The 13,690-nt window shown below is 66.6% G+C and carries 2 protein-coding genes (1 of these 2 running past the window's edge); both read right to left on the bottom strand.

The features are described from left to right. On the bottom strand, positions 1-779 hold the start of the coding sequence (locus RHM60_RS01430; RefSeq protein ID WP_322213363.1) for a non-ribosomal peptide synthetase. It extends 13,687 nt beyond the left edge of the window; the window shows 779 of its 14,466 coding nt (coding positions 1-779); its start codon is at positions 777-779; the stop codon falls past the left edge of the window. Further along, the gene (locus RHM60_RS01425) at positions 776-13,690 is read right to left on the bottom strand and encodes a non-ribosomal peptide synthetase (RefSeq protein WP_322213361.1); all 12,915 of its coding nucleotides are present in this window, start codon (positions 13,688-13,690) and stop codon (positions 776-778) included. The genes RHM60_RS01430 and RHM60_RS01425 overlap by 4 nt, the downstream gene beginning before the upstream one ends.

The raw sequence follows: 13,690 nt of genomic DNA, 5'->3' as shown, positions 1-13,690 counted from the left end.
TCGTGGCACACCACGTCAAGGGCGCTGTGATCCAGGGCCATGTGATGGAACAGCAAGGTAGCGACGAGGCGCTGGTTGGCCAGGTCCTCGGCGTATACCAGGCGCAGCAGCGGCGCCTGCGTCACATCCAGCCGGTAGTGCCGGGCGTCGAAGCGCGCGTGCAGTTGCGCGGCGATATCGCCGTCGGCCGGGTCCAGCTCAAGGGCCTGCACCGGCAGGCGCGCCTGGCGCCACACCACTTGCGAGGGCTGTTGCAGACCGTCCCACACCACGCCGGTGCGCAGAATATCGTGCCGGTCCATGACGCTTTGCAGCGCCTGGGCAAACGCCTCGAAACGCTCAAGGCTGTCGAAGGCGAACTGCGACTGCATCACATAGGGGTCGCCCTGTTCGGCGCTGACGTGGTGAAACAGAATGCCTTCCTGCAGCGGCGCCAGCGGGTAAATGTCCTGGATATTCGCCACGCCGCCGTCGACGCTGGCGACAATGCGCTCGATCTCTTCCTGGCTCAGGGTGGACAGGGTCAGCATGTCCGGGGTGATGCGCGTTGCGCCAGCGGGAATGCCATTGGCCGGCACCGGCACCTCACCGGCCTTGGTCGCCGTGTAGTCGCCGGCCTTGATCAGCTCGATCAGCGCCGGTTTGTGCTCGCGCAGCGCGGCGAGTATCGCCGGCTCGCTCAATGCCTGTTTGTTGCCTTGCACCGACAACTGTTCGCCCTTGAGGGCCAGTTGGATGTCCTTGGTTTTCAGCGTCGCCAGCAGTTGATTGATGCTCATAGGACGATCTCCATTCGTTCGGTTATAGCGGCGTAGCCGGCCAGGGTTGGCTGTTCGAACAGCGCCCGCACATCGGCTTCCATGCCTTCCTGGCGCAAGCGCCCGATCAAGCTCACGGCGAGCAGCGAATGCCCACCCAGTTCAAAGAAATTGTCATGTCGCCCTACCCGCTCCACCTTGAGCAGCTCGGCCCACAGCGCGGCCATCAGGGTTTCGGTGTCGCCTTCGGGCGTTGCGTACTCACGCACGCTCAGCGCCTGCAGGCCGGGTTCGGGCAGCGCCTTGCGGTCGAGCTTGCCGTTGGGGCTCAGGGGCAAGGCGTCCAGGTGCACGAACAGCGCGGGCACCATGAAGTCCGGCAGGTGCTGCAGCAGGTGCGCACGCAGGCTGTCGATCTCGGCCGGTGCGCCGGTGTAATAGGCGACCAGGCGTTCGTCACGGGCCATCACCACCGCGTCCTTGACCGCCGGATGCTCGATCAGCCGCGCCTGGATCTCGCCCAGCTCGATGCGCAGGCCACGGATCTTCACCTGGTCATCGTTGCGTCCCAGGTACTCGATATTACCGTCGGGCAAGTGGCGGCCGATGTCGCCGGTGCGGTACATACGGCCGCCGTTGAACGGGTCATCGAGGAAGCGTTCGGCGCTGAGGTCCGCGCGGTTGAGATAACCGCGCGCCACCTGCACCCCGCCAATGAACAGCTCACCCACCACCCCCAGGGGCACCGGCTGCAACTGCGCATCCAGCACGTACATGCGGGTGTTGGCGATGGGTTTGCCGATGGGCGTGTTGTCCGGTACGTCCGGGCGCGCGCAATTCCACGCGGTGACGTCCACCGCCGCCTCGGTCGGGCCATACAGGTTGTACAGGCCGATGTCCGGCAACTGCTGCTTGAAGCGTCGCACCAGGCTGCCCGGCAATGCCTCGCCGCTGCACATCACCTGCCGCAGCCCCGCCGCCTGGCTGACATCGCCATGGGCGAGAAACACATCGAGCATCGACGGCACAAAGTGCAGCGTGGTGATGCGCTCGGCCTGGATCACCTCGCACAGGTACGCCGGCTCCTTGTGCCCGCCCGGACGCGCCATCACCAGGCGTGCGCCGGTAAACAGCGGCCAGAAGAACTCCCACACCGACACGTCAAAGCTGAACGGGGTTTTCTGCAGCACCGCATCGTCGGCGTTGAGGCCATAGGCGTCCTGCATCCACAGCAGGCGGTTGACCACGCCGGCATGCTCGTTGATCACGCCCTTGGGCTGGCCGGTGGAGCCGGAGGTGTAGATCACGTAGGCCTGGTGCCGTGCGGTCAGCGCCGGCACCTCGGGGTTGGTGGCGCGCTGGTGCTGCCAGGTGCCGTGGTCGAGGTCGATCACCGGCACATTCCCCAGCAGTGCACGCGTGGCGGATTGGGCCAGCACCACCACCGGCGCGCTGTCGTGCAGCATGTAGGCGATGCGCTCCTGGGGATAGGCCGGGTCGAGCGGCACATAACCGCCGCCGGCCTTAAGGATCGCGAACAGGCCCACCACCATGTCCAGGCCACGCTCCACGCAAATGCCCACCCGCGTATCCGGCTGCACGCCGAGGTCACGCAGGTGATGGGCCAAACGGTTGGCGCGCTCGTTGAGTTGCTGGTAGGTCAGCTGTTGATGATCAGCCTTCACCGCCACCGCGTGCGGCGTACGCACCACTTGCGCTTCGAACAGGCCGTGCAGGGTCTGGTCAAGGTTGTAAGCCACCTCGGTGGCGTTGAAGCCCTGCAGCACTTGCCGGCGTTCCTGCTCGCCGAGGATCGACAGGCGATTGATCGGCTGCTGCGGCGCCTGCTCCAGCGCTTCGACCAGGCGGGCCAAAGCCGTCTGCATGTAGCCGCACACCCGTTGCGCGTCCAGGCGGGCCAGGGCAGTGACATCGTAGCCGTCGCCCAGGTCGTCCACATTCAGGCTCAGCGGGTAGTTGGTGCGCCCGTCGTTGGCCAGGGTCTGCATGCCTTGCCAGGCCTGCTGTGCTCCAGCCGAGCGCGTGGCCATGCCGCGATGGCGGTAGTTGAGCATTGAACTGAACAGCGGCGCCGGGGCCGCCACGCCACTGCAACGCTGGGCCAGCGCCAGGGAGGCATGCTCATGCCCAAGCAATGCGCTGAGTCGATCATGGGTGGCGCGCACCGCCGTCTTGACGCCCTGAGCGTCGATATCCAGACGCAACGGCAAGGTATTGATAAACACCCCCAACGCACGGTCGGCGCCTTCGCCACCTTGCAGGCGGCCCACCAGCACGGTGCCGAATACCACGTTGTGGCGACCGGATGTCGCGGCCAGCACTTGGGCCCAGGCCAAATGGAACAGGCTCGCGGTGCTCACCCCCAGTAAACGAGCCTGGGCACGCAGGCCGCGATTCAATTGGGCGTCCAGACGCAGGCTGTATTCTTCGATTTGATGGCCGTCGCCGCGCACGTCCTGCCAACCGAACGGCAACGTCGGCTCGTCAATGTCGCCGAGCATGTCGCGGAAAAATGCTTCGTGCTCCTGCTCGCTGACGCCCAACAGCGCCTGGGCCACATAGTTGCGATACGGCATCGGCGCTGCCGTGGGCGCGCCGTGGCCGAGCAGATGGCCCTGCATTTCGCGCAGCACCACATCGAATGCCGTGTGGTCCAGGGCGATATGGTGATAGAGCAACACCACCGCTACGCGCCCGTTGGCCGGATCCTGGGCATAGTTCACGCGGATCAGCGGCGCCTGGCTGATGTCCAGACGAAAGCGCCGCGCATCGAAGCGTTCATGCAGCCCTGCCAGTACGTCGCCTTGCAGGTGCAGTTCCATCATGCTCAATCGGGCTTCGCGCCACACCACTTGCAGGGGTTGCGCCAGGCCTTGCCACACCACGCCGGTACGCAAGATATCGTGACGGTCGATCACCTGTTGCAACGCCGCTGCAAAGGCGTCCAGACGCTCGAGGCTGTCGAAGGCCAGGTGCGATTGCAGCAGGTACGGGTCGCCCTGCCCGGCGCTGATGTGGTGGTAAAGGATGCCTTCCTGCAAAGGCGCCAGCGGGTAAATGTCCTGCACATTGGCGGCGCCGCCCGGCACCTGCGCGACCACCTGATCGATCGTCGATTGGTCGAGGCTGACCAGCGCCAGCATGTCCGGCGTGATGCGTTGGCAATCGGCCGCAATACGGTTGGCCGGCACCTGCACTTCGCGCCCGCTGCCCACGGCAGCGGCCAGCGCAGCCAGGGTCGGCTGGCTGAACAACACGCGCACATCGGCGCTCAGGCCGACCTGACGCATGCGCTCGATCAGGCTCACGGCCAGCAACGAATGCCCGCCCAGCTCGAAAAAGTGGTCATGGCGACCGACTTGCTCCACCTGCAACACCTCGGCCCAGATGCGCGCCAGGGTGGTTTCGACGTCACCCTGCGGGGCTTCGTACGCGCGGCTGAGCAAGGCGGATTGATCCGGCTCCGGCAGCGCCTTGCGGTCCAGCTTGCCGTTGGCGGTCAGCGGCAACGCATCCAGGCGCATATAGGCGACCGGCACCAGCGCCTCGGGCAACTGCGCCTGCAGGTGCGCGCGCAGGCTCTCGATATCCAGCGCGCGCTGCTCGGTGAACCAGGCCAGCAGGCGGCCTTCGCGCACCAGCACCACCGCTTCGCGAATGCCATCCAGGGCCGCCAGGCGGCTTTCGATTTCACCGAGTTCCACGCGCATGCCGCGCACTTTCACCTGGTCGTCGTTGCGGCCCAGGTATTCCAGGTTGCCGTCGGGCAGCCAGCGCACCAGATCGCCGGTGCGGTACATACGGCCCGCGTTGAACGGGTCTTGCAGGAAGCGCTCGGCGGTCAGGTCCGGGCGGTTCAGGTAACCGCGCGCCACGCCGCTGCCGCCCACGTACAACTCACCGGCCACGCCCACCGGCACCGGGCGCAGTTGGGCATCCAGCACGTAGCTGGTGGCGTTGGCCACGGGCCGGCCGATGTGCAAGACCTGCCCGGCGCGCATGCGGCCGGAGGTCGCGACCACCGTGGCTTCAGTGGGGCCGTAGTTGTTGATCACCGCAAAGCGCTGCTCGTGGGTGAACTGGCGCAGGCGATCACCGCCGATCAGCAGCGTGCGCAAGGTCGGGTGCTGCAGCGGCTGCCCGAACGCGTATTCGGCCACTGGCGTGGGCAGAAAGCTCACGTCCAGCGGTTGCGCCAGCCACCAGGCCAGCAGTTCGTCGATGTTTTCATTGCCCACGTAAGCGGGCGGCAAGTGCAGGGTCGCGCCCACGCACAGCGCCGGCCAGACTTCCCAGGCCATCGCATCGAAGCCGAAGCCGGCTACGCTGCTGGTATGTGCTGAAGCTTTCAAGCCGAAGGCCGCGCAGTGCCAATGCAGCAGATTCTCGACACTGCGGTGTTCCACCATCACACCCTTGGGCTGGCCGGTGGAGCCGGAGGTGTAGATGACGTAGGCCAGGTGCGCCGGGGTCAGGTTGGCGAGCTGCGGATTATCAACCGCCTGCTGCTGCCAGCGTGGGTCGTGCAGGTCGATACTGCTGACCTCGCCCAACAGCTCGCGAGTGCTGGATTCGGCCAGCACCGCCACCGGCGCGCTGTCCTGCAGCAGGTAGGCGATGCGTTCGGCCGGGTACGCCGGATCGATGGGCACGTAGCCGGCGCCGGCCTTGAGAATACCGAGCAGGCCTACCAGCATCTGCGGGCCGCGCCGGCAGCAGATCGCCACGCGGTCGTCCGGTTGCACGCCCAGTGTCAGCAGGTGATGGGCCAGTTGGTTGGCGCGTTGATTGAGTTGCTGATAGGTCAGTGATTCGCCGTCCTGCTGCACGGCAACCGCGTGGGGTTGGCGCTCGGCCTGGACTTCGAAGGCGCCATGCAGGGTCTGGCCGCGCGGGAAATCCCGGACGGTGGCATTGAAGTCACGCAGCAGGGTGTCGCGCTCGGCCGGCGGCAGAATGTGCAGCTGGTTCAGCGCGGTTCTCGGGCTGTTTTCCAGGGCGCCGATCAGTTGCTCCACGGCGTTGTGCATGTAGCCACACAGCCGCTGCGCGCCGATCTGCGGCACGGCCAGCACGCTCAGGCCAAAGCCTGCACCCAGGTCATCGACGCTCAACACCAGCGGGTAGTTGCTGCGTTCTTCGCCGCCGAGCAGTTGCACACCCTCCCAGATACCCTGGCCATCGCGGGCCATTTCGCCGGGGGTGCTGTGACGGTAATTGAGCAAGGCGCTGAACAGCGGCGTTGAATTCGCCACGCCACTGCAACGCTGGGCCAGGGCCAGCGACGCGTGCTCATGGCCCAGCAACGCGCTCAAGCGTGTGTGGGTGGCCTTGACCGCCACCGCCGCACTGGCGGCCACATCGACGCGCAATGGCAGGGTGTTGATGAACATGCCCAGCGCGCGGTCGGCGCCGTCGCCGGCCTGCATGCGGCCCATCAATACAGTGCCGAACACCACGTCGTCGCGCCCGGACACCAGCCCCAGCACCTGCGCCCACGCCAGGTGCATCAGGCTGGCGGCACTCACGCCCAGCTGCCGCGACTGCTCACGCACGCGCTGAGCCAGCGCGGTGTCGAGGGGCAACTCGGCCTCTTCGATAGTGCGCCCGTCGCCCTGCACGTCCTGCACGCCAAACGGCAGCGTCGGTTCATCAATGTCGGCGAGCATTTCGCGGAAGAACTGCTCATGCTCGGCAGTGCTCACCCCCAGGCGTGCCTGGGCCACGTAGTTGCGAAACGGCGCAGGCTCGGGCAACGCATCGGCCTGGTCGAACAGGAACGCGCGCATTTCCTGGCTCACCACCTCCATGGCGGTGTGGTCCAGCGCCAGGTGATGGAACAGCAGGATCGCCGCCACGCGGTTATTGGCCGGATCCTCGGCGTAGACCATGCGCAACAGCGGCGCCTGGGTGATGTCCAGGCGGTAATGCCGCGCATCGAAACGGCCGTGCAACTGCTCGATGATGTCGCCATCCGCCGGGTCCAGACCAATGGCTTGCACAACCAACTGCGCCTTGCGCCATACCACTTGCACCGGGCTGTCGAGACCTTCCCACACCACCCCGGTGCGCAGGATATCGTGGCGCGCAACCACGTGTTGCAGCGCGCCCATGAAGCTGTGCAAACGCTCAAGACCGTCGAACGCCATGCGCGATTGCAGCAGGTACGGGTCGCCCTGCTCGGCGCTGATGTGGTGGTAGAGGATGCCTTCCTGCAACGGCGCCAGCGGGTAGATGTCCTGCACATTGGCCGCGCCACCGGGCACGGTCGCGACGATGCGCTCGATGGCCGCCGGGTCGAGCTGCACCAGGCTCAACATCGATGGGGTGATGTGCGTGCAGCCCGCCGCGATGCCATTGGCCGGCACCACAACCTCCCGCCCGCTGCCCACGGCAGCGGCCAACGCGGCCAGGGTCGGCTGGCTGAACAGCACACGCACATCGGCGCTCAGGCCGACCTGGCGCATGCGCTCGATCAGGCTCACGGCCAGCAACGAATGCCCGCCCAGCTCGAAGAAGTGATCATGGCGCCCGACCTGCGCCACCTGCAAGACCTCGGCCCAGATGCGCGCCAGGGTGGTTTCGACGTCACCCTGGGGAGCTTCGTACACGTGGCTGAGCATGGCGGATTGATCCGGCTCGGGCAGCGCCTTACGGTCCAGCTTGCCGTTGGCGGTCAGCGGCATGACGTCGAGTTTCACGTAGGCCACCGGCACCAGCACCTCGGGCAACTGCTGTTGCAGTTGCGCGCGCAGGGTACCGATGGCAAGGGGGCGATGTTCGGTAAACCACGCCACCAGACGCCCTTCGCGCACCAGCACCACCGCTTCGCCGACGCCGTCCAGGGCCGCCAGGCGGCTTTCGATCTCGCCCAGTTCCACGCGCACACCGCGCACTTTGACCTGGTCATCGTTGCGGCCCAGGTAGTCGAGATTGCCATCGGGCAGCCAGCGCACCAGGTCGCCGGTGCGGTACATGCGGCCTTCGTTGAACGGGTCTTGCAGGAAGCGTTCGGCGGTCATCTCCGGCCGGTTCAGGTAACCCCGCGCCACACCGCTGCCGCCCACATACAGCTCGCCCACCACGCCCAGCGGCACCGGGCGCAAGTGCGCGTCGAGCACGTACACGCAGGCATTCGCGATGGGCCGACCGATATGCAGCGGCTGCCCCACCTGCATGCGCCCGGAGGTGGCGACCACCGTCGCTTCGGTGGGACCGTAGTTGTTGATCACCGCAAAGCGCTGCGCCTGGCTGAACTGGCGCAGGCGATCACCGCCGATCAGCAGCGTGCGCAGGCTCGGGTGTTGCAGTTGCCGGCTGAACGCGTATTCGGCCACCGGCGTGGGCAGAAAGCTCACATCCAAAGGTTGCACCAGCCACCAGGCCAGCAGTTCGTCGATGTTTTCATTGCCCACGTGAGCGGGTGGCAAGTGCAGGGTCGCGCCCACGCACAGCGCCGGCCAGACTTCCCAGGCCATCGCGTCAAAACCGAAGCCGGCCAGGCTGCTGGTGTGCCCGGAAGCGTGCAGGTCGAACGCGTCGCAGTGCCAGTGCACGAGATTTTCCACGCTGTGGTGTTCCACCATCACGCCCTTGGGCTGGCCGGTGGAGCCGGAGGTGTAGATGACGTAGGCCAGGTGCGCCGGGGTCAGGTTGGGCAGTTGTGGATTGCTGACGGGATGCTGCTGCCAGCGCGGGTCATGCAGGTCGACGCTGTTGACTTCGCCCAACAGCTCGCGAGTACTGGATTCGGCCAGCACCGCCACCGGCGCGCTGTCCTGCAGCAGGTAGGCGATGCGTTCGGCCGGGTACGCCGGGTCAACGGGCACGTAGCCGGCGCCCGCCTTGAGAATACCGAGCAGGCCCACCAGCATCTGCGGGCCTCGACGGCAGCAGATCGCCACGCGGTCGTCCGGTTGCACGCCCAGTGTCAGCAGGTGATGAGCCAGTTGGTTGGCGCGTTGATTGAGTTGCTGATAGGTCAGTGATTCGCCGTCCTGCTGCACGGCAACCGCCTGGGGTTGGCGCTCGGCCTGGACTTCGAAGGCGCCATGCAGGGTCTGGCCGCGCGGGAAATCCCGGGCGGTGGCATTGAACTCACGCAGCAGCGTGTCGCATTCGCCCGGCGGCAGAATCGACACCGCCTGCAACGCCGTGGTCGGCGCCTGTTGCAGCGCGATCAGCAGGTTGCGCAATGCGGTCAGCATGTAGTCGCCCACACGCTGCACGTTGACCTCGGCGACGCCCTGCACCGCCAGCGCGAAGCCTGTGCCCAGGTCATCGACACTCAGCACCAGCGGGTAGTTGCTGCGCTCTTGGGAACTGAGGATATCGATGCCAAAGCCCGCGAACGGACTGGCGCCTGGCGCCTCGTCCGGTGCGCTGTGGCGGTAGTTGAGCAAGGTGCTGAACAACGGCAGCGAAGCCGGCACGCCGCTGCAACGCTGGGCCAGGGACAGTGAAGCGTGCTCATGGCCAAGCAATTGCGCCAGACGCGCGTGGGTGGCGCGCACGCCGGCCTGCACGCCAACGGTGCCGAGGCTCACCCGCAGCGGCAAGGTGTTGATGAACATGCCCAGCGCGCGGTCGGCGCCCTCGCCGCCCTGCATGCGCCCCAGCAACACGGTACCGAACACCACGTCCTGCTGGCCGGACACCTGGCCCAATACCTGCGCCCAGGCCAGGTGCATCAGGCTGGCCGGGCTCACGCCCAGCTGTCGCGCCTGTTCGCGCAGGCCCAGGCTCAGTGCCGGCTCCAGCGGCAAATGAACCTCGTTGATGCCGCTGCCGTCGCCGTTCACATCCTGCAGACCGAAGGCCAACGTCGGCTCGTCGATATCGCCGAGCATCTCGCTGAAAAACGTTTCGTGCTGGGCCTGGCTGACCCCCAGGCGCGCCTGGGCCACGTAGTTGCGGTACTGCACCGCGTCGGGCAGCTGTGCGCTGCGACCGCACAGGCTGGCGCTCATTTCTTCCACCAGCACGTGCAGCGCGGTGTGGTCGAGCAGGATGTGGTGCAACAGCAGGATGCCGACGAAGCCACCCCGCTCCTCGGCGTAGGCCAGGCGCATCAGCGAAGCGCGGGACAGGTCGAGGCGATAGTGACGTGGGTCGAAGCGCTGTTGCAGTCGCACCAGTCCATCGCCGCCCGGATGCTCAATGCGCTCCACCGTCAGCGGCGCCTGGCGCAGGACCACCTGCACCGGCTCATCCAGGCCTTCCCAGAGGATCGCGGTACGCAGAATGTCATTGCGCTCGATCACGCTGTGCAGCGCGTCAACGAAGGCGTCCAGCGCTGCCTGGTGTTCGAAGCGCAACTGCACCTGCAACACGTAGGGATCGCCCTCGGTGGTTGCCAGGTGATGGTAGAGAATGCCGGCCTGCAACGGCGCCAGCGCATAGATGTCCTGCACATTGGCCACGGGCACGCTGTGCAGGATGTGGTCGATGGCCGCCTGGTCGAGGTCGATCAGCGGCAGCATGTCCGGGGTGATGCGTTGGCTGCCGGCGCTGATCAGGTTGGCCGGCACCTGCACTTCGTGCTGCCCGCCCACCGCCGCGGCCAATGCCGCCAATGTGGGCTGACCGAACAGCACGCGCACATCGGCGCTGAGGTCGACCTGGCGCATGCGCTCGATCAGCTTGACCGCCAGCAAAGAATGCCCGCCCAGCTCGAAGAAGTTGTCGTCGCGGCCCACCCGGTCGAGCTTGAGCAGCTCCTGCCAGATGCCCGCGAGGGTGCTTTCCACTGCGCCCTGAGGGGCCGCGTAGCCGCGTCGGGCCACGGCATCGGCGTCGGGTGCGGGCAAGGCCTTGCGGTCGAGTTTGCCGTTGGTGGTCAGCGGGAACTGGTCGAGCAGCACGAAGGCGGCCGGCACCATGTGTTCGGCCAGGCTCAGTTGCAGGTGGTCGCGCAGTGCAGCGATATCGGGCGTGCCGTCGGCAATCACGTAGGCCACCAGGCGTTTGTCGCCCGGCTCGTCTTCGCGCACGACAACCACCGCGTCACGCACGCCCGGCGCGGTGGCCAGGCGCGCCTGGATTTCGCCCAGTTCGATGCGGAAGCCGCGGATCTTCACCTGGTCATCGTTGCGCCCCAGGTACTCGACGCTGCCATCGGCCAGCAGGCGGCCGAGGTCGCCGGTGCGGTACATGCGCAGGCCGGTGGCCGGGTCGGCCAGGAAGCGTTCGGCGTTCAGTTCATCGCGGTTCAGGTAGCCGCGCGCAACGCCGGCGCCGCCCACGTACAGCTCGCCGACCACGCCCATGGGCAGCGGCTGGCGCTGGGCGTCCAGCACGTAGAGTTGCAGGTCGGGAATGCGCACGCCAATCGGGCTGACCCCCACCAGACGCGCGTCCGCCGCCTCGAGGGCGCGGTAGGTCACGTGCACGGTGGTTTCGGTGATGCCATACATGTTCACCAACTGCGTGCCGGCGTTGATCGCGCGGGCATACCAGGGTTTGAGCATGCCTGGTTCCAGCGCTTCACCGCCGAAAATCACCTGGCGCAGGGAGTGCGCTTCGCTGCTGTGGCCCTGGGCCGCAATCAGTTGGCGAAACGCGCTCGGCGTCTGGTTGAGGATGCTCACGCCGGCTTCGCAGAGCAGCGCATAGCACGCATCCGGCGAACGGCTGACCAGTTGCGGCACAATCAGCAACTGGCCGCCGTGCATCAACGCGCCCCAGATTTCCCACACGGAAAAGTCGAACGCGAACGAGTGGAACAGCGCCCACACATCGGTGTGATTGAAACCGAACCAGTGCTCGGTGGCACTGAACAAGCGCGCGACCTGGCGATGCTCGATCATCACGCCCTTGGGCAGGCCGGTGGAACCCGAGGTGTAGATCACATAGGCGAGGTTGGCCGGGCTGAGCGGCACGCGCGGGTTGACGATGGACTCACCGCGCAGGTCGTTCAAGTCGATCTGTGCCAGGTCGCCCACCCGATGGCGGGTATTGGCCTGCACCAGCACGGCCAGCGGTGCGCTGTCGGCCAGGGTGTAGGCGATGCGTTCCTGCGGGTAGGCCGGGTCAATCGGCACATAGCCGGCGCCGGCCTTGAGGATGCCGAGCAGGCCGATGATCATTTCGGCACCGCGCTCTACGCAGATCGCGACGCGGTCGTCTGCACGGATGCCCTGGGCAAGCAGGCGGTGGGCGACCTGGTTGGCGCGTTCGTTGAGCTGGCGGTAGGTCACGCGCTGCTGGTCGTAGCGCAATGCGATGGCGTCGGGATGGGCGGCGGCGTGGGCTTCGACCTGCTGGTGGATCAACGCAGTGTCGGCATAAGACGTGGGGCTGTGGTTGAGCGTGTGCAGCAGGTGCTGGCGTTCGGGGTCAGGCAGGATGTTCAGGCCGCAGAGCGGCATGTCCGGTCGCTCGTGCAGCGCGTCGGCCAGGCTGTGCAGGGCGACATGCAGGTAGTCGGCCACGCGCTGCGCGCCGATGGACCCGTCGACCATCACCGTCAGCGCAAAGTCTTCGCCCAGGTCGTCGACGTTGACCGTCAGCGGGTAGTTGGTGCGCTCTTCGGCGCCAAGCACCTGGATGCCTTCGGCGATGTCGATCACCTGGGCCATGTCCGTCGCCGCGCTGTGGCGGTAATTGAGCATCGCGCTGAACAACGGCGTGGGCGCCGTCACGCCGCTGCAGCGTTGGGCCAGCGCCAGGGACGCGTGCTCATGGTCGAGCAAGGCGGTCAGGCGCGCATGGGTCGCCTTGACCTCGGCGCGCACGCCCTGCCCGCCCACATCCACGCGCAACGGCAGGGTGTTGATGAACATGCCCAGCGCACGTTCACCGCCTTCACCGGCGCCCATGCGTCCCAGCATCACGGTGCCGAACACCACCGCGTCGCGGCCGGACACCACGCCCAGCACACGGGCAAAGGCTACGTGCATCAGGCTTGCCACGCTCACCCCCAGTGGGCGTGCCAGGCTGCGCAGGCGGCGGCTGAGGTCGCTGTCGACGGGGATGCGCGCCTCGTCGATGCCCTGGCCGTCGCCCTGCACATCCTGCAGGCCGAACGGCAGCGTTGGCTCATCGATATCCGCCAGCATCGTGCGAAAGAACGCTTCATGGGCCTGCTCGCTGACGCCATGGCGCACCTGGGCGATGTAGCTGCGAAACGCCACCGGCTCACTCGCCAGTGCCTGCTGGCCGGCCAGGTACAGCTGGATTTCATGGCGCACCACGTCGAGGGCGGTGTGATCGAGAATGGTGTGGTGGAACAGCAGCATCGCCACCACACGCTGGTTGGCCGGGTCGTTGGCGAACACCAGGCGCAGCAGCGGCGCCTGACCCAGGTCCATGCGATAGCTGCGCGGGTCGTGGCGCGCGCCGAGTTGCGCGAGGACGTCACCACCGGTGAAGCGGGCTTCTTCGCAGGCCAGGGTTGCCTTGCGCCACACCACTTGCAGCGGCTCGTCGAGACGCTCCCACACCAGCGAGGTGCGCAGGATGTCGTGGCGGTCGATCACCCATTGCAGCGCCTGGGCGAAAGCGTCCAGGCGGGTGCGGCTGTCGAACACGAATTGCGCGTGCAGCACGTAGGGGTCGCCCTGCTGCGCCGAGAGGTGGTGGTAGAGCATGCCTTCCTGCAGCGGCGCCAGCGGATAGATGTCCTGCACGTTCGCTGCGCCGCCGGGGATGGCCGCGACGATGCGGTCGATGGCGTCCTGGTCGAGGCTGACCAGCGCCAGCATGTCCGGGGTAATGCGGTAGGCGGGACTGAGCCAGTCGCCGCCATGCTCGGCCACCAGTTCGAGAAGCTTAGGTTTGTGGGCAATGAGTTGATCCCATAGCGCATCATCCAGGGCCTCGTCGTCACCGAGGATGATCAGGTCGCCTTCTTCCAGTTGCAGACGGATCGCGTGGGTGGAAATCGCTGTCAATAATTCGCTGAACTGCAT

Source organism: Pseudomonas sp. MH9.3 (genome assembly GCF_034354675.1).
Classification (GTDB): Bacteria; Pseudomonadota; Gammaproteobacteria; order Pseudomonadales; family Pseudomonadaceae; genus Aquipseudomonas.
This window is presented reverse-complemented; position numbering and strand designations above follow the sequence as displayed.

Bases quoted from the DNA above. Each gene is read 5' to 3' on its own strand.
- RHM60_RS01425 (WP_322213361.1), bottom strand. From the start codon at position 13,690: ATGCAGTTCAGCGAATTATTGACAGCGATTTCCACCCACGCGATCCGT.